Source organism: uncultured Sulfitobacter sp., from assembly GCF_964021855.1.
In the GTDB taxonomy this organism is placed as follows: domain Bacteria; phylum Pseudomonadota; class Alphaproteobacteria; order Rhodobacterales; family Rhodobacteraceae; genus Sulfitobacter.
The window spans coordinates 163,120-185,057 of sequence record NZ_CAXHZD010000005.1 but is presented as its reverse complement, the minus strand read 5'-3'; the positions used below and the strand labels follow the sequence as shown (position 1 = coordinate 185,057).

The 21,938-nt window shown below is 61.7% G+C and carries 23 protein-coding genes and 3 pseudogenes; 9 read left to right on the top strand and 17 right to left on the bottom strand.

The features are described from left to right. Positions 1 to 107 precede the first annotated feature (107 nt). The 11 genes and pseudogenes from AADJ11_RS16920 to repC form a co-directional block, all read right to left on the bottom strand. Positions 108 to 4,370, bottom strand: a complete 4,263-nt coding sequence (locus tag AADJ11_RS16920; RefSeq protein ID WP_341235607.1) for a strawberry notch family protein — start codon at positions 4,368 to 4,370, stop codon at positions 108 to 110. Between the two features lie 106 nt (positions 4,371 to 4,476). Further along, a complete protein-coding gene (locus AADJ11_RS16915) occupies positions 4,477 to 4,752 on the bottom strand; it encodes a type II toxin-antitoxin system RelE/ParE family toxin (protein WP_341235606.1) in 276 nt (91 codons plus the stop codon). After that, positions 4,739 to 5,038 carry a type II toxin-antitoxin system RelB/DinJ family antitoxin gene (locus AADJ11_RS16910; protein WP_044353023.1) on the bottom strand — a complete coding sequence of 100 codons (300 nt, stop codon included), beginning with the start codon at positions 5,036 to 5,038 and terminating at the stop codon, positions 4,739 to 4,741. Before AADJ11_RS16910 ends, AADJ11_RS16915 begins: the two co-directional genes overlap by 14 nt. Before the next feature lie 104 nt (positions 5,039 to 5,142). Beyond that, positions 5,143 to 5,799 carry a hypothetical protein gene (locus tag AADJ11_RS16905; protein ID WP_341235605.1) on the bottom strand — a complete coding sequence of 219 codons (657 nt, stop codon included), beginning with the start codon at positions 5,797 to 5,799 and terminating at the stop codon, positions 5,143 to 5,145. Further along, complete coding sequence (locus tag AADJ11_RS16900; RefSeq protein ID WP_090525080.1) at positions 5,799 to 6,392, bottom strand: regulator; 594 nt, start codon at positions 6,390 to 6,392, stop codon at positions 5,799 to 5,801. Before AADJ11_RS16900 ends, AADJ11_RS16905 begins: the two co-directional genes overlap by 1 nt. Positions 6,393 to 6,467: 75 nt before the next feature. Further along, positions 6,468 to 8,450 carry a ParB/RepB/Spo0J family partition protein gene (locus AADJ11_RS16895; RefSeq protein ID WP_341235604.1) on the bottom strand — a complete coding sequence of 661 codons (1,983 nt, stop codon included), beginning with the start codon at positions 8,448 to 8,450 and terminating at the stop codon, positions 6,468 to 6,470. Positions 8,451 to 8,608: 158 nt separating this feature from the next. Continuing rightward, the gene (locus AADJ11_RS16890) at positions 8,609 to 8,998 is read right to left on the bottom strand and encodes a DUF3768 domain-containing protein (protein ID WP_341235603.1); all 390 of its coding nucleotides are present in this window, start codon (positions 8,996 to 8,998) and stop codon (positions 8,609 to 8,611) included. Positions 8,999 to 9,087: 89 nt separating this feature from the next. Further along, positions 9,088 to 9,297 (bottom strand): DUF6330 family protein, encoded by a 210-nt coding sequence (locus AADJ11_RS16885; RefSeq protein ID WP_341235602.1) that lies wholly within the window; start codon positions 9,295 to 9,297, stop codon positions 9,088 to 9,090. Between the two features lie 23 nt (positions 9,298 to 9,320). Beyond that, positions 9,321 to 10,259, bottom strand: a complete 939-nt coding sequence (locus tag AADJ11_RS16880) for a zincin-like metallopeptidase domain-containing protein (protein WP_341235601.1) — start codon at positions 10,257 to 10,259, stop codon at positions 9,321 to 9,323. Positions 10,260 to 10,299: 40 nt separating this feature from the next. Further along, a pseudogene (locus tag AADJ11_RS16875) lies at positions 10,300 to 10,784 on the bottom strand (hypothetical protein). Between the two features lie 331 nt (positions 10,785 to 11,115). Further along, complete coding sequence (gene repC, locus AADJ11_RS16870) at positions 11,116 to 11,391, bottom strand: replication initiation protein RepC (protein ID WP_341235621.1); 276 nt, start codon at positions 11,389 to 11,391, stop codon at positions 11,116 to 11,118. A 362-nt stretch (positions 11,392 to 11,753) separates the two neighbouring features. Here repC and AADJ11_RS16865 point away from each other — a divergent pair, with 362 nt between their 5' ends. Both AADJ11_RS16865 and AADJ11_RS16860 read left to right on the top strand, forming a co-directional pair. Beyond that, positions 11,754 to 12,146: a hypothetical protein gene (locus AADJ11_RS16865; protein WP_166195349.1), complete on the top strand. Its 393-nt coding sequence runs from the start codon at positions 11,754 to 11,756 to the stop codon at positions 12,144 to 12,146. Positions 12,147 to 12,198: 52 nt separating this feature from the next. Further along, a pseudogene (locus AADJ11_RS16860) lies at positions 12,199 to 12,383 on the top strand (IS630 family transposase); the annotation flags it as partial. Positions 12,384 to 12,395: 12 nt separating this feature from the next. Here the strand turns inward: AADJ11_RS16860 and AADJ11_RS16855 are convergent. Further along, complete coding sequence (locus AADJ11_RS16855) at positions 12,396 to 13,292, bottom strand: LysR family transcriptional regulator (protein WP_341235600.1); 897 nt, start codon at positions 13,290 to 13,292, stop codon at positions 12,396 to 12,398. 236 nt (positions 13,293 to 13,528) lie between these two features. Between AADJ11_RS16855 and AADJ11_RS16850 the strand changes: the two genes are divergently transcribed. The 6 genes from AADJ11_RS16850 to wrbA all read left to right on the top strand — a co-directional run bounded on the left by AADJ11_RS16850 (position 13,529) and on the right by wrbA (position 18,045). Continuing rightward, entirely contained in the window at positions 13,529 to 13,993 is a 465-nt protein-coding gene (locus AADJ11_RS16850; RefSeq protein ID WP_341235599.1) for a F420-dependent NADP oxidoreductase, read from the top strand. Between the two features lie 29 nt (positions 13,994 to 14,022). Further along, positions 14,023 to 14,466, top strand: coding sequence for a DoxX family protein (locus AADJ11_RS16845; RefSeq protein WP_341235598.1), 444 nt, complete (start codon positions 14,023 to 14,025; stop codon positions 14,464 to 14,466). A 63-nt stretch (positions 14,467 to 14,529) separates the two neighbouring features. After that, a complete protein-coding gene (locus tag AADJ11_RS16840) occupies positions 14,530 to 15,357 on the top strand; it encodes a VOC family protein (protein ID WP_341235597.1) in 828 nt (275 codons plus the stop codon). 39 nt (positions 15,358 to 15,396) lie between these two features. Further along, entirely contained in the window at positions 15,397 to 16,374 is a 978-nt protein-coding gene (locus tag AADJ11_RS16835) for a glutathione S-transferase family protein (protein WP_263049302.1), read from the top strand. Positions 16,375 to 16,495: 121 nt separating this feature from the next. Continuing rightward, positions 16,496 to 17,404 carry a pirin family protein gene (locus AADJ11_RS16830; RefSeq protein ID WP_120352569.1) on the top strand — a complete coding sequence of 303 codons (909 nt, stop codon included), beginning with the start codon at positions 16,496 to 16,498 and terminating at the stop codon, positions 17,402 to 17,404. A 47-nt stretch (positions 17,405 to 17,451) separates the two neighbouring features. Beyond that, positions 17,452 to 18,045, top strand: coding sequence for an NAD(P)H:quinone oxidoreductase (wrbA, locus tag AADJ11_RS16825; RefSeq protein ID WP_341235596.1), 594 nt, complete (start codon positions 17,452 to 17,454; stop codon positions 18,043 to 18,045). A gap of 621 nt (positions 18,046 to 18,666) precedes the next feature. On the opposite strand, the gene AADJ11_RS16820 is transcribed toward wrbA, so the two are convergent. The 5 genes and pseudogenes from AADJ11_RS16820 to AADJ11_RS16800 all read right to left on the bottom strand — a co-directional run bounded on the left by AADJ11_RS16820 (position 18,667) and on the right by AADJ11_RS16800 (position 21,320). Further along, positions 18,667 to 19,557, bottom strand: coding sequence for a cation diffusion facilitator family transporter (locus AADJ11_RS16820; protein WP_120352568.1), 891 nt, complete (start codon positions 19,555 to 19,557; stop codon positions 18,667 to 18,669). Between the two features lie 213 nt (positions 19,558 to 19,770). Beyond that, the gene (locus AADJ11_RS16815) at positions 19,771 to 20,157 is read right to left on the bottom strand and encodes a hypothetical protein (RefSeq protein ID WP_120352567.1); all 387 of its coding nucleotides are present in this window, start codon (positions 20,155 to 20,157) and stop codon (positions 19,771 to 19,773) included. A gap of 61 nt (positions 20,158 to 20,218) precedes the next feature. Then, positions 20,219 to 20,530, bottom strand: coding sequence for a type II toxin-antitoxin system RelE/ParE family toxin (locus AADJ11_RS16810; RefSeq protein ID WP_263049304.1), 312 nt, complete (start codon positions 20,528 to 20,530; stop codon positions 20,219 to 20,221). Further along, a complete protein-coding gene (locus AADJ11_RS16805; RefSeq protein ID WP_263049305.1) occupies positions 20,508 to 20,762 on the bottom strand; it encodes a type II toxin-antitoxin system ParD family antitoxin in 255 nt (84 codons plus the stop codon). The genes AADJ11_RS16810 and AADJ11_RS16805 overlap by 23 nt, the downstream gene beginning before the upstream one ends. A gap of 157 nt (positions 20,763 to 20,919) precedes the next feature. Continuing rightward, a pseudogene (locus tag AADJ11_RS16800) lies at positions 20,920 to 21,320 on the bottom strand (single-stranded DNA-binding protein). Positions 21,321 to 21,751: 431 nt separating this feature from the next. On the opposite strand from AADJ11_RS16800, the gene AADJ11_RS16795 reads away from it, so the two are divergent. Beyond that, positions 21,752 to 21,907 carry a hypothetical protein gene (locus tag AADJ11_RS16795; RefSeq protein WP_240910506.1) on the top strand — a complete coding sequence of 52 codons (156 nt, stop codon included), beginning with the start codon at positions 21,752 to 21,754 and terminating at the stop codon, positions 21,905 to 21,907. The last annotated feature ends 31 nt before the right edge of the window (positions 21,908 to 21,938 follow it).

Here is a 21,938-nt window from a genome sequence, read left to right as displayed (position 1 = left end):
GTCTGCAATTGGGGGGCCGGGCGTGGCATTGGCCCGCGCGCGCCCGGAACGCGCAGACCGGACAAATCCCGATCTGCGACGCCCGACCCAAAGCCCGCTTTGACTTTTCAGGCGGCTTGGTCCGCCGTGATAGCAGGCCCCTGCCCCACGATCCGGGCCAGAATTCCCCTCGTGTCGATCCCATCCCCATGCGGCAGGAACACCCGTAGCTGGAAGGCGATGATCTCGGTGAAGCAGCCGAGGGCCTTGAGGCCATCAATCATGCCCCTGTCCACGCCGCACAACTCAAGGCGCATCTCGCCTGCGACGCGGCGACGGGTCAAGGTGAGACCCCGGCCCAGATCGACCGGCGCAGTGGTGCCGAGGGCGGCGGTCAACATCTCCTGCGGCGTTTGCGGATTGGAGACGAGGAAGCGGGCGCGCAGCGCGGCCGCCCCTTCCTCGCTCAGCGTGCGCCCGATCATCGCGGTCGCCCCGTCGGGCGTGACCCGGTAGATGCGCTCATTGGTGGTCGGAATGTCCTTCCAGATCGGCAACAAGAGCCCGGTCAGCAGGTAGAGCTTGGTCGTGGTGGTTTTTGGCAGGGACGCAGCCTCGGCATCCCAAAGCCTTGCAAACTCGGGCCTTCCGATGTCTTCCCAGGCCGAGGACTCAAACCGTGCCTCTTCGAGGTAGCTCGACCCGTTTGGACGCACCGCCTTGCGCATCAGCGTAACGATGTCCTCGTCATACATCTGCATAGGGCGCGCCGAGATGAGCGCCGCGCGGCCGGAGGCGCGATTCACCATCGGTAGCTTGTCGGGGTTGCGCGATATGGCCTCTTCGGCCCCAAGGACGTGGACCGGGTCGGTGACCTCCAGCCCGATGATCCGCGTCACGGCGCCGGATTTCGGGCAGGTCCAGAGATCCTCCGTGGAGACCTGTTCGATCTTTTCGCCGCGCAGGGTTTCGACGCCGAGATCGAGTGTGCCCGCCGCGCGCGCCCGTTCAGTCTGATCGGCAATCCGGCGCATGAACTCGGCAAAGAGCGCGTTCTGCATGTGGATGGGCAGCGCCAGCACCCGGTTGAGAAACCGCTGGATCGGGGGAAGCTCCTCGAGAAGCACCCCGTCCTTGTCGATCAGCCGCAAGGCCGTCCAGTCGGTGAAGCTCTCGTAGCTCATCGCCTCGGCCCGCCCGGCAGCAAGATCGGCGAAATACCCGCGCAGCGCCGCTCGTGCGATCGGGCTTTCGAGATTGTCCTCCTCGCGGAACATGCCCTGCGAGCCGGTCTCGCGCTGGCCCTTCGTCAAGGCCCCCAGCTGGTCGAGGCGCTTGGCAATCGTCGAGGTGAAACGCTTCTCGCCATGCACATCGGAGGTGCAGACCCGGAAGAAGGGCGCGCTGACCTGGGCCGAGCGATGCGTGCGGCCGAGCCCCTGGATGGCCGCATCGGCGCGCCAGCCGGGCTCCAACAGGTAGTGCCGGCGCCGTTTCTGGTTCTTCGCCGTTTGCGCCGCGTGATAGGATCGGCCAGTACCGCCTGCATCGGAGAAGATCAGGATATCCTTTTCGCCGTCCATGAAGGCTTGGGTCTCGGACGAATTACTGCTGGCGGCGCGCTTTTCGATAAAGAGATGGCCATCCTCGGCCTTGAGGGGCCGGATGGACCGCCCCGTGACCTCTGCGACGGCCTCGTCGCCAAAAGCCCAGAGGATCTGATCGAGCGCCGAAGGGATCGGGGCCAGCGTCATCAACTCCATCATGGCCGCGTCGCGCAGGGCGAGCGCCTCGCGCGAGACGACCAGCGCGCCAGTCTCATCGCGGAGCGGCTCGGCCACCATGTTGCCGTCAATCTCCACGAGCTTTTGCGCGTGGATCGGGAAGGCCTGTTCGAGGTAGGCCAGTACGTAATCGCGCGGCGTCAAGGTACCCTCGACAAGTTCATCCTCGGGGTCCATCGTCTCAAGCCGGCGTTTCAGCAGACTCTCGCCCGTCGAGACCACCTGGATGACGCAAGCCTTGCTCGCCGCCAGATCGTCCTTGATTGCGCGGATGATGCTTTGAGCCTTCATGCCCATCAGGAGATGGTTGAAGAAGCGCTGTTTCGTGCTCTCGAAGCGGGACTTGGCCGAGGCGCGTGCGGCCGACGCATTGGTCTCGCCCGAGGCGTCGTTGACGCCGGTCGCCGTCAGCGCGGCTTCGAGATTGTGGTGGATGGTGCGAAACGCACCCGCATAGGCGTCGTAAATCTCGATCTGGGCCGGGGTGAGCGCGTGTTCGAGCACGTCATACTCCACGCCGTCGAAGCTGAGGGCGCGGGCCGTGTAGAGGCCGAGCGTCTTGAGATCGCGGGCGACCACCTCCATGGCGGCAACGCCGCCGGCTTCCATCGCCGACACAAAGCTCTCGCGGCTCGGGAAGGGATATTCGGGGCCCTGCCCCCAGAGCCCCAGCCGCGCGGCATAGGCGAGGTTGTGCACGCTCGTGGCACCCGTGGCCGAGATGTAGAAGACGCGGGCGCGGGGTGCTGCCAGTTGCAGACGCAGGCCCGCGAGGCCCTGCTGGGAGGGTTTGGCCCCCCTGCCCTGCTCGGACCCCGCCGCATTCTGCATGGCATGGGCCTCATCAAAAGCCAGCACGCCGTCGAACCCCTCGCCCATCCAGTCGAGGATCTGGCTCAGCCGCGTGGTGCCGCATTTGCCCGCGGAGCGCAGCGTGGCGTAGGTGACGAAGAGGATACCATCGCCCATCGGGATGGGCTGGTCCGGTTTCCATTTGGAGAGCGGCTGGATGTCGGCGGGCGAGCCGCCCAGATCGGCCCAGTCGCGGATCGCGTCCTCGATAAGCGTGGCGGACTTGGAGACCCAGATCGCCTTCCTGCGCCCGGCCAGCCAGTTGACGAGGATGAGCCCTGCGCATTCGCGCCCCTTGCCGCAGCCGGTGCCGTCGCCGAGGAAATAGCCGAGGCGATAGGCACGTGCGTCTGGATCATCATCGGCGCGCGTCAGCTTGGTCTGGTCCTCGTCGATGGTAAACCGACCGGGCAGATCACGCCCATGGGCATCATGCGCCATGATGATGGTCTCGAGCTGCGCCTCGGAGAGGTCTCCCTCCTCGATCAGCCTGGCAGGCAGGCGCAATTCCGCACTGGCCGCGCCAGAAGGCACGGGCGGCGCCACGGAAGCCATGGCGATGCTTTCGACCAAGGGCGTGGGATGTTCCTGCGCACCAGCGATCTCGATCCGCTGAGGGCGATAGCGCGCATAGATATCCGAGACGGGCGTGTTGTCGCGCGCGGCCTCAAGGCTTGTGAAAGTGAGCGGTATGGCGGCGTTGGTCTGAGCGTTGGACGCCACAACTCTAGCAACTGGTCGCTTGCGCGTGACAGGTACTGGACCGACCGATCGCGCATGAGGGTTTTTCGCCGCCTGTTGTACGGGGCGCGCCTCGGGCCGGGTTGCGGCCACGGCGTCGGCAAAAGGAAGGGCTTCATCCAAGTCCCTGACGCTGGCGCGGATCATCTCTCCGTCCTCCTGCACCTTGTCGAAGACCATCAGCTGGGTTTCCACAGAGGTGCCGAGCTTGCGGTAAACCTGTCCCGGCATCGTGAGGGCCAAGCGCGGCGTCAGGAGACCGCAAGCGCGGGACCAATGCGCGGCATCGCGTTCGGGCGTGAATCCCGGCGGCATGATCGCCACAAGCCGCCCGCAGGGTGCCAGGCGCTTTGCAGCCGCGATGAGATGCTTGGCGGCGATATGCTTGTCTCGAGAGCGATCGACCGAGGAGGCGAAGGGCGGATTCATCACCACGACGTCGGGTAGAACCGGCGTCTGCAGCAGATCATCGATATGCTCGCCGTCATGGCCTGTGACCTCGCCACCGAAAACCGCGCGCAGGAGGTGCTGGCGAAAGGGGTCGATTTCATTGAGCACAAGCGTGGCACTGGCCCGGGCAGCGAAAGCAGCGAGGGCACCGGTGCCCGCCGAGGGCTCCAGAACGGTCTCGCCCTTGCGAATGGCTGCCGCCCGCAAGACCAGCGCCGCGAATGGCAGCGGCGTGGAAAACTGCTGCAGCCGGATCTGCTGCTCTGACCGACGCGTTTCCGTCAGCAGCCGTGAGGCAAGCAGCTTTGCAGCGGCGATGTCACCTGTTGCACCGTCCCCACGCAACAGCACCTGAATGGCCGCGGCTTGCATCAGGTCATAGGCCATCCGCCAGTCCCAAGCACCGCTGGCATCGCTGCCATGGAACGTCTCGCGCATGATACGCGCGAGCGCTGAACTGCGCAGGGGCTGGTTGTCGACCTCCGCGCCGATCTGCGCGAGGGCAGAGGTGAGGTTAGCGTCGGATTCAACAGGATTGGGGAGCGCTGAGAGAGGCTTGGACATGGGAAATTCCTTTGGATCAGGGTCTGAGTTCCAAAGGACAAAAAGCCCGCTCTACACTTTGAAGGCGTAGAGCGGGCAATTTCTTAGCGGGGGGCCTGCACCCTGATCATGGCCACTGCTGCGCAGCATGAAGAACGCGCAAAATGGTCACCATCTCAGGGCTTTCAGCATAAACCACGATGTAGTTCGGCCGAACAACCATCTCCCTAGTCCCGTCCACACGGCCCGCGCGGTACATCTGAGGGCGTTCTGAAAGAAGGGACGTCTTGTGTTCAATCTCGTCTTTGAGAACTTGGGCGGCATCCGGGTTGTCGTCAGAGATGTAGTCAATAATTGCCAGCAAGTCGGCTATGGCCGTGGCTTTCCATTCAAGATTTGGCAAGGCGCTTCCCGTCAATCAATGCCTGGGCGTCTTGCATCGCCTTGGCATGGGGCGTTGTGGGCCTTGGATCGTCCAGCGCTTCCTGTACCTTCGCCCTGAACCAGGCGTCATAGGCATCCGGATCAGCGGTCAATCCGGCAGGCAAGCCGCCTTCTGCGGCTACGCGGGTCAAAAGAATACGCACCGCGTCGGAGAGCGTCAGACCGACGCCCGCAAGTGCGTCCGAAGCCTGTGCTTTCAGCTGATCGTCAACACGGACATGAAGCATGGATGTTTGGGCAGGCATGGATGGTCCTCCAGTTGATGGGAGTGATGTATCTCATTTGAGATACGAATTCAAGTCGGCAGTATGTGCGCGCGTAGTCCCGTGGTGTTGTCTCAGCGGGAAACTCAGCCGCCCTGTCCCGCCAGGAACTCCGCCAGCACAGGACTTGCCGCGCCCTTCGCGGAGCTAAGCAGCTCCGAGCCCGCAAGCGAGGCCTTCGACAGGCGTACGAGCCCACCGGTTTCCTCGATGCGGTAGCAGCGGCGTTTTTGCCGCCCCCGCCTGTAGTGGGTCGCGGTGACGATCTGGCAGGAGCTGCCATCGGTGAGCGTCACCGGTGCTGCGAGCTTGATCTTGTCGCCTTCCTCGTAGTCCGGGATCGCAGACCAATCCCGGCAGCGCTGGCGCCAGGCATGGGCGTAGCTGTCGGGGTCTTTCAGATGGGAGAGGAGCTCGATCAACCCAAGGGGAGCGCGCGACTCGTTCGGGCCAGCGCTTTCCTCCATGTCCTTGTAGCCCCAGCACCCATCGTCATACCGGGTGAGGAAAACGGCACCGAACGTGATCGAGCCGTCAGGATCGGTGACATAGGTCGCGTCCTCGATGGGGGTGCCGTCAAGATTGGTGACCTTTGCCGCGGCATACCAGGTGGAGCCGACCTTGCAGGCTTTCACCAGTTCGGTTTTGCGCGTATCGGTCTCGAAGGTGCAGAGCCGTGTGATCTCCGCTTTCTCATCTGTGTAGGTTTTGACGCGGCGGTCGGTATAGAACAGCCAGCCCACTATGCCACCCTCCGATCATCGAGCTCCATCAGCGCATCGAGCGGTACGCGATAGGGCTGCATTGCATCGAAATCCTCGCAATTGCCGCAGTTCTGCACGATTGCGAAGGTGTCGCAGGCATCCTTGAGGATGACCCGGAATGTACCGCCAAGCCCCGAGGGCACCTCGTAGGTCCCGCCGATGAGATAGTCCGAGGCCCGGCGCACGAAGACGCGGATACTGTGGCCATCGGTGGCGAGCCGGATCGCACCCCGCCCCCGGTCGATGAGCACCTGCACGTCATCCAGGATGTCGGTGTAGAACTGGCCGGTCAGATCGCGAAACGCCATGCGGCGCTGCGCCATCCAGTCGGTATCCCGAAATGGGTTCATGCCGTCGGCGAAGGCGAAGGAGGGATCGGCCTGTTCGGTGGTGACGATACGGGTGGTCGTGCCATCGATGCCGTTCGAGCGCAGATGCACACCATTGCCGACGATGAGGATCAGAGCCGGCCTGTCCACGGGCCCGTTCCAGTTGGGCAGGAAGGTTTTGCAGGCGCGCGCATGTGCGATTTGCGCCGCGACAGCGGACGCAGAGAACTTGAGAATAGCCATGGGATGTCTTTCCGTTGGGTGTGGGAGGGTCGACCCGCGCGGGCTGCGTGGTCCACGCGCGGGTCGCGTGAGGACTCAGGCCGCTTGCGCGACCTCGCTATCAGACTCCGGGGTTTCCGCAGCGGGCTCCGCCTCATCACAGGCGACACCGGCGGTCTGCATGATAGGCGGGCACCAGGCGGCCACGGCAGCGCGCTGCGCGTCCGTGAGCGTGGCGAAGGGCTCGGCGAAAAGCTTGTCGCAGAAGGCGACGATCTCCTTCTTGCTCGACGAGGCCAGCGTCACCGCCTCTTGGGCCAGGCCCAGATCCTCGCCGAGGATCTTCAGGAGCCAGGCCTTCTTGAAGCGATTGAACAGCGCCGCGTTCGGCGTCCAGTGGGCCCGGATGTCGGGCATGATCTCGATCTCGAAATCATGCATCAGGCTGTCGCGCTGGCGGTCCCGCGCGAAGCAGGACTGCGTGGTGCTGGCGGTTGCAAAGGCGACGAGCTTGGCCTTCTCGCCCGGCTTCAGCGCGCGAAACGCCGCGAACTGATCGGCGGGAGACCGGGCCTCGTCCAACCAGGACAGATCGAGCGCATCATGGGCCGCAGCCACTTGCTCGAGCGAGGTGCCGTCGATCTCATCCATCTTGGCGTGGCTGCGATATTCCTTGCGGGCGTCGACTTTGATCGCCTGCGTGGCACTCATGCCGGCGCCAAGGACGTCACTGACCAGCTTGAAGAGCGTCAGATCGAGCGTGGCTTCCGGATGCAGCGCCATCGCGGCCCCAAGCGCCATGGCTCGCTCGGTCTTGAGGTCCTCAGCCAGTGAGGCTGGGTAGGTGATTTCGCCGGCGTCCGGGGCCTCCTCCGCGGTCGGGCTTGCCGAGGAGCCGCGCGCGCCCTCCTCTTTGACGGTGTCTTCCGGGCGGACGAGACCCACATGGAGCGTCACCTGACCATTCGACCACGAGGCGATTACCCCGGACCGCGCCAGGTCCTCGGCGCTGTAGGCCTCCTGCAGGTCGCGGGCTTCCTCTTCCAAGGCATCCACGCGGTCGTAAAGCGCGTTGTAGGCACCGTCCTCGAGCCCCTCATCCTCCATCTCGAGCTGCAATTTCTCAAGCTCGGCGGTAATCTCATCGATGCGCTTCCGGGCAGCCTCATCCGGCTCGATCGGGCCGGGATAGACGCGGCCGTAGTCGGCCATGGTCGCGTAATCATAGCGCACCATCGCATCGGCCCAGGCAAAGCCCAGCTTTATGCGGGCCTCTTCGGCGGCGGCACCGAGCTTCTCGAGCAGGATGGTTTCGACCAGCACCGCATCCTCGAGCACGGAATGCTCTTCCAGAAGGTCAGCCGCGACGGCACCGCCACGCGCCTCGTAGTCCGCGCGCACGAAGGCTCCGATATCGTCGCTGACCTGCACGCCGCGGGACTTGAGCGCCTGGCGGACCGTATAGGCCTGCAGGTAGCTATCTTCCTTGGTGAGCGCCTCGAAGACCTCGCGCTGCACCTCCTGGCTCGGATGCTCCGCAAAGGCCTTCATCGTGTCGAGCGTGATCGTCTTCGCCCGAGCGGCGGCGCGGATGTCGGGATGGATCAGACCGTAGCGCAACCGGCCTTTCACGGCCGCCACCGTGGTGCCGAAGGTCTTGGCGATCGTCTCGGGCGTCTGGCCGTCGACTTCCATCATCCGGGCGAAAGCCTCGAACTCGTCGATGGCGTTCATCGGCGCCTGGGTGATGTTCTCAGCAAGCGACAGCGCCGTCGTCACATCGCAGTCGTCCGGCACGAGGCGGCAGTCGATCTTGGTCTTGGCGGTGAACCCCTTGGCGGCCTTGTCGGCGACCAGCTCGTTCAGCGCGGCATGACGGCGGCCACCGGCAAGCACGGCGTATTTGCCGTCGAGCTTCTGGACAAGGAGCGGCTGGAGGAGACCCAGCACCGCGATGCTGGCTTTCAGGTGTGCGATGTTCTCGGGGTCGTAGGTTTCCGGCGAATTGCTGCGCACATTGGCGGGATGCGGGACCAGATCGCCGATGGCGACGGAGACGGGTTTGAAGCTTGCGGTCATGGGATATCCTTCTCGATGGATTTGGAGCGGCCCGCGCGTTCATGCGCGTGACCAATCCCCGGCTTCGGGGATCACCACGACAAAAGGCCCGCTTTGCCTTTTTGGGGGCAGCGGGCCTTCATCGTCTGAGATGTCAGGGGGAGGCGTCCCCCGCCCTTCTACCAGTCGCGCGCCAGCATGATGGTCAAAACGCGCATGGTGGTGGCAGGATTGTCCGGGGTCTCAGCCCCGTAGCGGAAATCCGAACCGGCTTCATAAAGATCGATTTTCCAGAACACGGTCTCGCCCCGGATCTCGACCGCCCCGAAATCGTGCCAGCCTTCTGGATCATTCTCAGGCTCGAAGGTCTCGAACGCGCCGGTCGCCTTTACCGCCTCGGCCATGAAGCCGTCGCCAGCCTCCATGAGCGAGCGGGTGACATGCATGCGGCCCTGGATGGGCTGCGCAGGCGGCACTCCAAGGCACGCGAGCTTGCGAAACGCGTCGTTCTGCGCTGCGATCACACTCGGATCAGGGCGGTCTGTCTGGAGTTGTGCGGTGATGGTCATGGGGCATTCCTCTGTGAAGTTGAAACACCCATCTCAAAGCCTGCTTTTTCCTTTCCGCCTGGCGGCAGGACCGAAGGAGAAGGTGCCCTCTACCCGAACAGCCCCTTGGATCTGTAATTCGGGTTGGGGATGGTCTCGACCCAGCCACCCTGTTCCTTGATGGTCTCGAGCGCTGCCGAGAGTGGATAGGCACCCTCGGACGCGCTCCACCAATAGGCACTGCGCTTGAAGGTGATGATCTTGCGGCGGCCGTCAGCGAAGCAGGCCACCAGCAGCGTCTTGGGTTCCTTGCGTGGCATAGGTGTCTCCGTTCTCGCTGTGGTCAGGCGGCCTCGGCACTGCGCCCTGCCCTGCCCACCTCCGATCTGGCAATCAGATAGTCGCAGGCGCGCTGCGCATCTGCGGCGTGCTTGAAGATCGCACCCTTGTCCGACCGAAGAACGCGCAACCAGTTGTGGAGATAGGCGGCATTCATCTCGAGCGTATGCGCCGTGAAGCCGAGCGTCTGACCCAGGAACACCGAGGTCAATTCCGCGACGATCTCCTCGCGCGCATAGGACGTGTTGCCAAACTTCGAGAACCCGAAATCACGGTTCAGTCGATGGGGGGCCTTCGTGGCATGGGCCAGCTCATGGGCCCAGACCCCGTAGAAATTGCGCGGATCCTGGAACCGCGTGATGGACGGCATGTAGACCTTGTCCACGGGCGGCAAATAGTACGCTTCTGTTCCTGTGAAGACGGTCGTGATGTCGATAGCGTCAAAAAACGCCTGCATGTGCGGGATGGGCTCGGACGGAGGATGCTCAGGCACCGGGTCCGGCTCGGGATGGAAGCTATCCGGCAAACCCTCGATCTGGCAGGCATTGAACACGCGGTAGGATTTCTGGAAGCGGAAGATACGGGCTTCCTCGGAGTGATCATCCCCGTCGCTGTGATCATGCTCATCGCCGGCGTCTCTCCGGCTTTGACCGTAGTAAACGACGACAGAGGATTTCTCTCCCTTGCGCACCTTTGCATCCAACGCATTGGCCTGCGGCAGCGTCATCCAGAAGGGCGAGCTGTGGCCCGCCATCACGGTTCGCATGGTCAGCAGGAAGTTGTTCACTCCCTGGTAGGGTTCACCGCCCACGCGCAGGGGACGAGAGCTGCCGCCTGCGGTCCAAGGCTTGCGCCAGGGCAGGACGCCGCGCTCGATGATACGGATGATTTCGTTTGTGATGACCTCGGAGGCATCGAATTTGGGCGTGCGGGATCGGGCCATGGCTGGCCTCCTTTCGAGTGTTGATGAGAGTGAGTGGTGACTAGGTTGACCGACAGGGGCGCGGATCATTGGTGATGCTCGCGCCAAGCTGTTCGACCATGTCGATGTAGGTGATCAGCGATACAGAACTGCCCAGCCCCAAGGTTCAGGGTCGGCCGATCCGTCCCGCGTCACCCGCGGCAGGTTCGCAAAGGCGATGACATCGGTGACGGGTCGGATATCGATCAAGGGCGTCCCTCGTGCGACCGCAAGAGTGGCCAAGGGAAAGCGCTCGATCGGCGCAAAGGTCGACACGGTGGTCCAACCGAGATGGATGAATGTCCCACCCTCTCCGCAGATCATATGCGCGTTTGGCAATGACGCCGCTTGCCTGAGATAGCCGAGATCACGCAGGACGGTCTCGCGCTCGAGCCGTTGTGCCTGCCCCGTCTGGCCGGTTCGGCGTAGTTCCTTGTGTCGCCACCACGAGGCAGCGGTCGCGCGCAACACGCGCAAGATACCTGTTTGCATGGGAATGCCCTTCATCAGGAACGGCAGACCGGAACCCGGCTCGGACCCATCTGAGGGACCCCAAAGGCCCTCATCCGTCAGTCACAAAACCCGAAGGACACTTTCTCTTTTCCTGGGCACGGACCCTGTCCTTCTCAAAACCAACGGGCCCTCAACAAAATGCTCAATACCGTGTCGTCTCCAGAAGCCTTTGATTTGGCACAGCCCATTCAGATCGACAGGCAAGATCGGCAACGCATATCGGCAGAAATCTCCCTGAAGACCTGCCTACAACTGCGCATACGGTGCATTTTCCAATCTTGAAGCATCACGTTGCCTTGCCGCCAAGTCTGCAATAGAAGCAGTATTAGAGGTGCAGATCTCTTGCCCCCGCCTTCTCAACCATGCCGCACAGATATCCATCCGGCGAGGCAACCTCACCCGTGCTATGCTTTTCGAACACGAGCGGAAACGCTGCCGTTGCCACCTGTGTGCCCATTCGCTCCTGCGCCACGTTCCAGACATGCTCCGAAATTCCCACCATCGGCCTGAGTGGTTCAGCAACCCGATGCAGATCACCCCAATCCTTGAAAAATCCGCCCGTGTTGCGCGCCCAAGACGCGAACTCGGGACACGCCTGCATGCTTGTCGGCAGATCAAGCGCGGTCCTGTTCTCGCGCAAAGCCAGGCAGGAACAACGCAAGAAGCGTGATGATTGCACCGGACACGCTATTGGGTTTCGGCTCCAGCACCGCACCGAGATAAGCGATTAAGGCCGCGAGCACCACGGTTCAGCCAGCCCGCATCATGCCGAATGCTAAACTGACTTAGCTCAAGGCCGGGCCGTCCAGGCTTATCGACCCAGCCTTTCGTTGTTCGCAGGCGGCAACGAGGCCGGCGGAAGACCGCCGTTTCTGCCGCATTATGGCCTGGTGATGTTCGTTATGCCTGACTTCTGTCGCGCTCAGCACTATCTATCCGGCAACACTTGAAGCGGAGCGAGCTATGAGATTTTCTCGAACACTGGCCGTAATGGCGATTGCAGCCGTATCGATGGCCGCCGTGCCTGCATCGGCAGACCCTGGGCACGGCAAGGGCAAGGCGCGCGGCGATCACCCCAACGGATTTGCAGGACATTGCCCGCCGGGACTTGCAAAAAAGAACCCGCCCTGTGTGCCGCCGGGGCAGGCACGCAAGTCCTATGATCACTACGGCTCTAGAATCGGGGATGTCCTTCGCATCGGTGACTACGTGGTTATCCGCGATCCCCGTAGGCTAAATCTAGAACCGCGTGACGATTGGCGCTATTATCGAGAGGGCAACCGGGCCTATCGGGTTGATCGTGACACCAGAAAGATCCTGTCCGTCATCAACCTTATCGATGCCTTCACAAACTGAGCCGTCGGCGTTGATGATCGGCTCTAACCCAGTTTTGATGCAGATTGACAATCTGCCGCCGTACTCACCCTACTTGAACCCAATCGAAATGGCGCTCTCGAAACTCAAGGCGCACTTGCGACGGACAGGGGCCAGAACATTCGACCAGATTTTCGACGCATTCGCGGAGTCTGCGATCTGTTCACACCGCCTGAATGCTGGAATTACTTCTGCGAAGCAGGAAATGGATCAAGTTAAAGGCTCGATGCTCTAGAGGGTCGTGGTAGACCGGATATCCTCGGCGGCGAAGTCAATCAGTGTGCGGATCTTGCGTGGCAGGGCCCGACCCTCTAGATAGACCGCGCTGACAGGACCGCTGTCGCCTCCGAATTCCTCCAGCAAGGGGACCAGAGCGCCGGTCTCGATGGTGTCGCGCAAGGCGAACCGCGGAATGTTGGCGATCCCCAAGCCGCCGACGGCCAGATCCATGGCAGCGCGCGCCGAGTTGACCTGAAAACGCCCCCGGATCTGAACAACTGTCTCGGTCCCATTTCTTTCGAAGACCCATTTGTGCGGAACCCGCCGGTTGGTGTCCACAACACAGGTATGGTTGGTGAGTTCTTCGGGCGAGTCGGGTTTCCCGTGTGCTCGGATATAGTCCGGGCTCGCCACCAGGAGGCTGCTGAAGGTGCCAAGCCTGAGCGTCTTGAGCGACAGCATCTCGGACCGGCCAATGCGAAAAGCCAGGTCGATGCCGTCGCTGGCCAGATCGACATAGCGGTCATCGAGCCGCAAATCGAGCGTAAGAGCCGGGTTCTGCCGGGCAAACCGTGCCAGCATCCCCGTAACGTAAACTTCGCCGAACGTCACAGGAGCTGAAATGCGAATGACGCCGGTCAGGCCGCGCGATCCTTCGGCAACGCTGCCGAGCAGGTCATCGAGATCATCAAGGAGCGCGGGCGCCCGCGCAATCAGCTCCTCACCCGCCGGCGTCAGCCCCACCTTTCTTGTCGTCCGCTGAAGCAGTCGCACGCCAAGGCGATGCTCGAGCTCGGCCACATATTTGGAGGTCAGTCGGTTCGACACGCCGAGTTGACGGGCAGCCGCAGTGAACGAGCCAGTCTGCGCGGTGGCCACGAAAGCCCGGAGTTCGTCGACGATGTCCAAGGCAAATCACTTAGTACATTTTGCAGATAGTCATTCTCTATAGTCGTCATTTCATTGATTGATGGCAAGGTGCATCTTCCTGACAGATCAAACAGCGCGTGAAAGCGCGCACTGAAAGGAGCAAGTTATGAAAATCGCAATCATCGGGAACGGCAATGTCGGATCCGGTCTGGCAAATGTCCTGAGCAAAACATGAGGTCAGGACCTATGGTCGCGCCGACGATGTGGCAAACGCCGTGAATGAGGCCGACACCGTCATCCTCGCGACACCCTATGGGTCGGCTGTCGAAATCGCCAATCAGGCAGACTTCACCGGCAAGATCGTCATCGATGTGTCCAACCCCGTCACCGAGGATTTCTCGGCCCTGCAACTCGGCACCACCACGTCGGCCGCCGAGGCGATCGCCGCGCTCGTTCCGGGGGCATCCGTCGTGAAGGCTTTCAACACGATCTTCGCCCAGCACTGTGCCGGGGATCTCAAGCTGGCCGGTCAACCGTTGCAGACCTTTGTCGCCGCCGACGACGAGACGGTGCGCGACACCGTCAAAACGCTGGCCGCCGAGGCCGGGTTCGAGCCGGTCGATGCCGGCCCCCTGTCCACCGCCCGTCAGCTCGAGCCGCTTGGCTTCCTGAATATCCAGTTCGGCTATGTACTCGGAAAAGGCACCGAGATCGCGCCGCGCTGGCAGTTTTCCGCCTGATCCAACCTCCCGAACAAAGGAAAAAGACAATGTCCAACGCAAACCATCATAACCCGCCTCAATCACCGGTGATTCCCGGTGTGGCAAATGCCGATCTAGCAGCCACAATCCTGCGCGTCTCTCTGGGAATACTGTTCATCGCCCATGGCTGGCTGAAACTGGCGATCTTCACGCCGGCTGGAACCGCCGCCTTCTTTGAAAGCCTCGGCTTTCCGGGTGCGCTTGCCTATCTCGTGATGGCGGCGGAGCTTGCCGGCGGCGTGGCGCTGATCCTCGGCGTCTGGAGCCGCTGGGTGTCGCTCGCTCTGGTGCCGGTCCTGCTCGGCTCGATCTACGCGCCGCATGGCGCGGCCGGCTTCTTCTTTTCGAATGAAGGTGGCGGCTGGGAATATCCCGCATTCTGGGCGATCACACTGGTCGTGCAAGCTCTGCTGGGCGACGGCGCCTATGCGCTCAAGCGCAGCCGGACCTGATCCGTTCCGTCTTCATGGTGCGGGGCAAGCAGCCCCGCGCCCATTCCCCAAAGGAGTATCACGATGGGCAATCCAACCGAAAAATTCGACATGAATGCCGCGCCGATCCGCATCGATACCGTTCTGCTCAGGGTGCGGGATCTCGATGCCGTTTCATCCTTCTACCGGGACGTTCTGGGGCTGGTGCCGCTGGCAGAGGCCGGAAGCAGCGTCACACTGGGCACCGAAGAGACACCGCTGCTCCATCTTGATGGCGACCCGGCGTTGCGCCCACGCGACCCCAGGCAGGCAGGGCTGTTTCACACCGCCTTCCTGCTGCCCTCGCGCGGCGATCTGGCCCGCTGGCTTGGCCATGTGGCCGAAACGGGCGTGCGGCTGCAGGGCGCATCGGATCACATCGTCAGCGAAGCGCTCTATCTGGCCGATCCCGAAGGCAATGGCATCGAGGTCTATGTCGACCGTCCGCCAAGCCAGTGGCGCGATCGCGCGGGCGATATCCGCATGGCGACTGACCCGCTGGACCTTCAGGATCTGATGCGTACGGCGCAGGGCCGGACATGGACCGGCTTCCCAATAGGCGGCATCGTCGGCCACGTTCACTTGCAGGTCGGCGACACGAAAGAGGCGGATCGTTTCTACCGCGACGCCCTCGGCTTCGACATCGCGGCGACCTATCCGGGCGCTAGTTTCTACGGCAGCGGCGGTTATCACCACCAGTTGGCCGGCAACATCTGGAACAGCCGCCAGGCCGGGACGCGGGACGCGTCCGAGGCGGGGCTGAGCGAAATCACCCTCGGCGTCGATCCGACAGCGCGTCAGGCGATCACACAGCGCCTTGGCGGCGATCGCTTTTCAGATCCCTGGGGCACCGCCTTCGCGCTGGCGCAGTAAGGTGCTTTGCGAACCTGATAGTAATAAAGGAGACAAGACATGCTTGTGAATGGAAAATGGGTCGAGAACTGGCAGCCTGTCCAGAAGGCCGATGAACAGGGGCGTTTCGTGCGCCAGGTTTCGGAGTTCCGGAACTGGATCACCCCCGATGGGCGTCCCGGCCCCACGGGCGAGGGTGGTTTCGAGGCCGAGGCCGGGCGGTATCGGCTCTATGTCGCGCTGATCTGCCCGTGGGCCTCGCGAACCCTGATCGCACGGCGGCTCAAGGGGCTAGCGGATCTGATCCCCGTCACGGTGGTCAACCCGACGCTGACCGATCAGGGCTGGCGGTTCGGCGGCTATCCGGGCGCGGATGAGGACCCGCTTTACGGATCGAGTTACATGCATGAACTCTATACCCGTGCCGATCCGCATGTTTCGGGCCGCGCCACCGTGCCGGTATTGTGGGACATGAAGCGCGGCGTCATGGTGAACAACGAAAGCGCCGACATCGTGCGCATGTTTGATACCGCCTTCGAAGCGATCGCCCCATCCGATCTGCGTCTCTATCCCGCCGCTTTGGCCGACGAGATCGACGTGCTGAACAGGCAGATTTACGAAAGCCTCAATAACGGGGTCTACAAGGCCGGGTTCGCCTCCAGCCAAGAGGCCTATGACGAGGCCGTCGATGGGGTGTTCGCGATGCTGGACCAATTGGAGACGCGCCTCGGTGACGACCGCCCGTATCTGTTCGGCGACGAGTTGACCGAAACCGATATTCGTGCCTTCGTGACGCTCATCCGGTTCGACGCGGCCTATCACGGATTGTTCAAGACCAACCGTCGGCAAATCGCGGATTACCCGCATCTTTCAGCGCATATGGAACGCGTGCTGCGGCTGCCGGGCGTCGCGGAAACGGTGAACATGGATCACATCACGCGAGGCTATTATTCGATCAAGGCGTTGAATCCGACGGGCATCCGGCCGGCCGGCCCGGCGCATGTCCGGCGTTTGCTTGACGTAGTCGCGGCCGACTGACAGCACCTGCTTGCTCGGCATTGAGATCTGCGCGTTATCGCACAGCAGATGTCACATCCTCGCCAATAACGATTTCGCCTCCAAGGCCCATCTTGGATGCATAAGGACAAAGGAGCCTCTCATGACGTTCAGACCGGTCGCATCCACCAGCAGAGCACAACCCGCACTGGAAGGTGCGGGCGTGCATCTGCAGCGCGTATTCGGATTCGACGATCCGTCGTTGACCGATCCGTTTCTGATGATGGACGATTTTCGCAACGATGACCCACGGCTTTACTCCAAGGGTTTCCCCTGGCATCCGCATCGCGGGATCGAAACGATCACCTATGTTCTGGACGGTCAGGTCGAACATGCCGATTCGCTTGGAAACCGCGGCCTGCTCGGCCCGGGCGGCGTTCAGTGGATGACCGCCGGATCGGGCATCGTGCATCAGGAAATGCCTGCGGGCAACGCCAAGGGCCAGATGCACGGCTTCCAACTCTGGGCCAACCTGCCCGCGTCGCTCAAGATGACGGCGCCGCGCTACCAGGACATTACCGCCTGCGACATCCCCGTCGAGGGCGATGACGACGGCACGGTGGTCAAGGTGATCACTGGCTCGTTCTGGGGCAAGACCGGCCCGGTGGACGGGATCGCGGCCAATCCGATGCTGCTCGATGTCTCGGTCCCAGCCGGGCGGCGTAAGGTGCTTCCGGTGGACACGCGGGCCAATGCGCTTGCCTATGTCTTTGCTGGCTCCGGCACGTTCCGCGATGCCAGCGATCCTGTAGGCATCAAGGTTGAAAAGGAATATCGCGGGACCGAGTTGAACATCCGCGACCAGACCGGAAACCGCACGTTGGTCCGTTTCGGATCCGGCGACGAGATCACGGTTCAGGCTGGCGACGAAGGCATCCGTTTCCTGCTGATGACCGGCAGACCGATTCAGGAACCTGTCGCCTGGCATGGCCCCATCGTGATGAACACCCAGAAGGAATTGCGCCAGGCACTCCTCGAACTGAACAACGGCACCTTCATAAAGCACGCGTGAGGATGCCGCCCGATACGAAAAACCAACCAACTGAAAAGGAAAAGACAATGGCACAGCCCAAGATCGCAATTATCTTCTACTCGACCTACGGAACCAACCATGCCGTCGCCTTGGCGGCGGCAGAGGCAGCCCGCGACGCAGGCGCAGATGTCCGCCTTCGCCGCGTTCCCGAGACGGCCCCGAAAGAGGTTGTCGAGACCCAGGACGCCTGGAAAGCGCAGATGGACAAGATGGGCGATATCCCCGAAGCGACGGCCGACGACATGGAATGGGCCGACGGCTATTTCTTCTCGACACCGACCCGGTTCGGCGTGGCCGCCAGCCAGCTTCGGGCCTTCGTTGATACGCTGGGCGGGCTCTGGGGTGCCGGCAAGCTGGCCGACAAGACCTTCACGGCCACGACGAGCGCCCAGAATCCGCATGGCGGTCAGGAAGCGACCATTCTCAGCCTCTACACGACGGCGATGCATTGGGGCGCCATCATTGTCGCGCCGGGTTTTACCGATCAGTCGATCTATGACACCGGCGGCAACCCCTACGGCTTCTCGACCAACGCCAATGGCTTTGACGATGCCGGCAAGGCGGCAGTGGCCCATCAGGCGAAGCGCCTGGTCGAGATGACCGCAAAGATCACCGGCTGATCGAGATGGCAGATCGCGGGCGATATCGCGGCGCAAACCAGCCCGCCCCACCGCCCGCGAAACCGGCCACACGCAGCAAAAATATCAGTTCGTGGGACAAGAAGACTGCTGTTGCGAAGTCGGTAATGTCGTTTTGCACAAATAAGTTCAGCAGTTTTTTACCCTTCGGCAGGATCAACTGCAACCGGCGGGGCCGTCGCGCACCGCCTCGACCCGGATATCGCCGGTCTGCAACACCCGGCTGCGGCTGCGCGCGTAGCGACCTTTCACGTTGGCTGCGAGATCGTCCAGTGAAAGATACTGCTCGTCATCGGGTCGGCTGAATCATTCGGGCGACATCCGCCCGTTCCGCTCGCCCCGGCTGACATCTACCTTATAGCCACCTGCCCTTGTTGGTAGTACAGCGTCCAAGAATTCCACAACACCCATCGGCATTCCTCCGTGATAGGCGCTGGAAGCCACTCTCCCAGCCTTTAACCCGTCGCGAAAGCAACCAACACCTCTTTGACTGTTAACTCCGCAGCTTGATGGAAAATTTTTGCGACGAAACGTGGCTTGCCGAACGCTCACCATGCCAAGCATTCTTTCAGTTGAGATGATGTGATGGTCATTCAACGCGCTCTATTCTAACACGACAATTCCAGTGCGCTTTGACTTATGCTCAGGTTCAACGTGGATGGTGATGCGCGCATCTGGAACCGCTTTGGCGATACCAACCTCAACTCTGTCACAGATCTCGTGGGCGTCGAAAACCGTCATTTCGCTTGGGACCACAAGATGAAATTCTACAAAGGTCGCACTGCCCGCATGACGGGTCCTGAGATCGTGCGCTTCGACCGCTCCGGCCGCCTCGATTGAGATGGCTTCACGTATGCTGGCCAGAATCTCTTCTGGAACCGCCTCATCCATCAGGCCGCTCAGCGACTCTTTCACGACGCGAGAACCAGACCATATGATATTGATCGCAACCAATGCAGCCATAAGCGGGTCAAGGACCCACCATCCGGTAGCAAGTGCAAGAAGAACTCCCATCGCGACGCCTGCGGACGTAAAGACATCGGTCCATAGATGCCTCCCATCGGCGACCAACGCTGGAGATTTCAGTAGACGCCCTCTTCGAACCAGCACGAAGGCCCACATCGCATTGAGCATCGTGGCCGTTCCGTTCACCAGAAGGCCCTCTATCGGAGCGCCAAGCGCGCGAGGGCTTAGGAAGCCTTCGTACGCCTCTCGCAGGATGAATATCGCCGCTACGATGATCATCACCCCCTCTAGGACGGCGCTGAAGAACTCCGCCTTGTGGTGACCAAAGGGATGATTTGCGTCCGGCGGTCGCGCCGCGATCCGTATCGCAACGAGCGCGGCGAACGCAGTTGCGAGGTTCACAGTGCTTTCGAGCGCGTCCGAGAGCAACGCCACGGAGCCTGTCATCAGCCATGCCAGTGTCTTTAACGCTAGAACAATGCTCCCAACGACAAGACTTCCAAAAGCAAGTTTGAGCGCAGAATGCATTTTTGCTCCGATATAAAGGCATTTGAATTACAGGTCGGCAATGAACTATTCAACCTATTGAATTTGCCAATGATAATGCCTCTCACTCCGAACAGGAAGCACACCGGTCGCTAAATCAACCAACACCTCTCTGACTCTCAAACGCAGGCCGAGGTCGAAGTACCGCCTGTTGGCAAGCAGCCCGGCGCAGGCACAGTGACACCGGGTGCTGACCTAACTGTTCGGGCGAGACTTCAAGCTGGCCATCGCATCAAGGAAGGCCTGATCCAGCACCGGATCGTCCCATCTGCCAGCGACGGCCATCCAGCGATCAAGGTCCTCCCGGAAACCCGGATCATCGCTCTTGATGTGAAACGTGAACAGGCGGTTGACGATGTCCCGCATCAGGCTTGCCATCTGGGCGTCGTCGATATGGGCGGCCTCAAGCCATGGTATTTCGCGGCCCTCCGCATCGATCACGAGGACATCGGAATAATCCCCCGTCTTGGTTGTTGGCACCGTGCCTGCGTGCAGGTCTTCGAGGCGCGAATTGCGGATGCAGATCATGGCCATGATCTTCGCAAGATTGGCCGCGATGCGGTCTTCGTCAGCGGGTTTCATGGTCAAATCCTCATGTGGTAGATAAATATCGACTGTCGGCTTGTGTGACACAAGGACAGGATCATTCGTTGAGATAAGCCGTCCAATTTTGCCGCGCATGCACAATACGCAGCACGCTTACCCAGCTGGCTTCGATCCGATAGATGATGAGATGGGACCCTGAGCGGTACACCCGCACCGGTGGGCGAATTTCGAGCCGTTCGCGCGCGATTTCCGGGTGTCGGACCAGCAGGGACATATCGCTGGCAATCGCGAGGATGTAGGTTTCGGCCTGGCCAACAGACCAGATGCGCACGGTATAATCCCAGATCGCGTCCAGATCGCTCAAAGCTGCGGGGGACAGCCTGTATTCAGTGACCGGTGGTGTCGGCATTATGTTCTCGCTTGCCGGCAAGAAATGCTTCGACATCCAAATGCCTTGCGGGACCACTGGCGATGCCCTCATCGACGAGCTGTTGCAGCTCCGCAATGGCGCGGTGGCGGTCCTGATCTCGTCGGATCAGATCGCGCACGTAGTCACTGGCGTTGCTGTAGCGCCCATCCTTGGTTTGCGCCTCGACCCAGATCTTCATCGGATCGGGCAATGAGACATTCATCGTGGCCATGGTCTTGATCTCCTTTGTCATGAAGATGGCATAGATTGCCAAAGTTTGTCAATAAGTGCGCCAGCGCCAGACTGGACCTAACCGGCTACGGCGCTCCCCGAACCCGGCGGGTTGTCCCGTCGGGCCCGAGGGGGAGACCCGGCGGGTGAACCCACCCTCAGAACGGGATCTCGTCGTCGCGGTCGACCAGCTCGGGGTCTTGGCCCTCGGCTGATTTCGGACGGCTAAGGAAGTTTCGGCGATGATCTCGCAGCCGTAGCGGTCAATGCCCATGCTATCGATCCACTTGCTGTAGTGGATACGGCCGTGGGCGAGGACCTTCATGCCCTTTTCGCAATGCTCCGTGACCGTCTTGCTGAGACCGTTGAAGCAGGTGATGCGGTGCCATTCCGTGTCCATGACCCGGTAGCCGTTGTCGTCGCGCATCACGCGACCTTCCGAGAGGCGGGAGCGCGAGGTGGCAAGGCTGAAGTTGGTGATCTGGGTGCTCGCGCCTTTCGTGGTGCGGGCTTCGGGGTTCTGACCGATGTTGCCGGCGAGGATGACGATGCTCTGCATGGGTAAGCTCCTGTGTTTCCTGTCTTCGGGACCGTCCCTTCGACAAGACCCGAAAAAGCCCGTCGGGTGAGGCGTGCACGGCGGACGGCACGGACGCCGGAATCCCTCCAAAGGACCGGGGTGGAGCGGGCAGGACGCCACAGGCGGCCAACACGGCCCGGACTGACGCGGGGTTGGGCGCAGGAGACCGAACGGGATTAGGGGATTGTCAGTCGAACGAAGGACCCAGAGGACAGAGAGGCACGGGGAGCCCATGCCAGACCCTGTCACCTTGCCAGTCGAACTTATCTGAACCTAATCCCTGCACCTCTCTGGCGGTGACGAAAGTGACGATCATCGACTCGCCCCTTCTGCCCCTGCCTGCCGGAAGTTTCGGGCCTATGCTGCAACGGGCTATCAATATCGGAACATTCAGGACACGGACCGCACCAATGGCTGATTTCGATCTCGAGGCCCTGTCGCTCAGCGAGCTGAAGAAAATGCAGAAGGATGTCGAAGGCGGCTTCCACCTATCAAGATCGACAAAAGGCGGTAGTCTGCGCCGGAACTGGGCTACTCTCTTGCCGAACTTGTCGGCTCCAAGGTGAAAACCACCCTTGTGCAATCCGCTGCGAAATC

Excerpts from the sequence above, each read along its gene's own strand:
- AADJ11_RS16900 (WP_090525080.1), bottom strand. The coding sequence starts at position 6,392 with ATGGCTATTCTCAAGTTCTCTGCGTCCGCTGTCGCGGCGCAAATCGCA.
- AADJ11_RS16865 (WP_166195349.1), top strand. The coding sequence starts at position 11,754 with ATGAGATTTTCTCGAACACTGGCCGTAATGGCGATTGCAGCCGTATCG.
- repC (WP_341235621.1), bottom strand. The coding sequence starts at position 11,391 with ATGCAGGCGTGTCCCGAGTTCGCGTCTTGGGCGCGCAACACGGGCGGA.
- AADJ11_RS16885 (WP_341235602.1), bottom strand. The coding sequence starts at position 9,297 with ATGCCACGCAAGGAACCCAAGACGCTGCTGGTGGCCTGCTTCGCTGAC.
- AADJ11_RS16795 (WP_240910506.1), top strand. The coding sequence starts at position 21,752 with ATGGCTGATTTCGATCTCGAGGCCCTGTCGCTCAGCGAGCTGAAGAAA.
- AADJ11_RS16890 (WP_341235603.1), bottom strand. The coding sequence starts at position 8,998 with ATGACCATCACCGCACAACTCCAGACAGACCGCCCTGATCCGAGTGTG.
- AADJ11_RS16880 (WP_341235601.1), bottom strand. The coding sequence starts at position 10,259 with ATGGCCCGATCCCGCACGCCCAAATTCGATGCCTCCGAGGTCATCACA.
- AADJ11_RS16920 (WP_341235607.1), bottom strand. The coding sequence starts at position 4,370 with ATGTCCAAGCCTCTCTCAGCGCTCCCCAATCCTGTTGAATCCGACGCT.
- AADJ11_RS16910 (WP_044353023.1), bottom strand. The coding sequence starts at position 5,038 with ATGCCTGCCCAAACATCCATGCTTCATGTCCGTGTTGACGATCAGCTG.
- AADJ11_RS16895 (WP_341235604.1), bottom strand. The coding sequence starts at position 8,450 with ATGACCGCAAGCTTCAAACCCGTCTCCGTCGCCATCGGCGATCTGGTC.
- AADJ11_RS16835 (WP_263049302.1), top strand. The coding sequence starts at position 15,397 with ATGCTTGTGAATGGAAAATGGGTCGAGAACTGGCAGCCTGTCCAGAAG.
- AADJ11_RS16810 (WP_263049304.1), bottom strand. The coding sequence starts at position 20,530 with ATGCCGACACCACCGGTCACTGAATACAGGCTGTCCCCCGCAGCTTTG.
- AADJ11_RS16830 (WP_120352569.1), top strand. The coding sequence starts at position 16,496 with ATGACGTTCAGACCGGTCGCATCCACCAGCAGAGCACAACCCGCACTG.
- AADJ11_RS16840 (WP_341235597.1), top strand. The coding sequence starts at position 14,530 with ATGGGCAATCCAACCGAAAAATTCGACATGAATGCCGCGCCGATCCGC.
- AADJ11_RS16815 (WP_120352567.1), bottom strand. The coding sequence starts at position 20,157 with ATGAAACCCGCTGACGAAGACCGCATCGCGGCCAATCTTGCGAAGATC.
- AADJ11_RS16845 (WP_341235598.1), top strand. The coding sequence starts at position 14,023 with ATGTCCAACGCAAACCATCATAACCCGCCTCAATCACCGGTGATTCCC.
- AADJ11_RS16805 (WP_263049305.1), bottom strand. The coding sequence starts at position 20,762 with ATGGCCACGATGAATGTCTCATTGCCCGATCCGATGAAGATCTGGGTC.
- wrbA (WP_341235596.1), top strand. The coding sequence starts at position 17,452 with ATGGCACAGCCCAAGATCGCAATTATCTTCTACTCGACCTACGGAACC.
- AADJ11_RS16820 (WP_120352568.1), bottom strand. The coding sequence starts at position 19,557 with ATGCATTCTGCGCTCAAACTTGCTTTTGGAAGTCTTGTCGTTGGGAGC.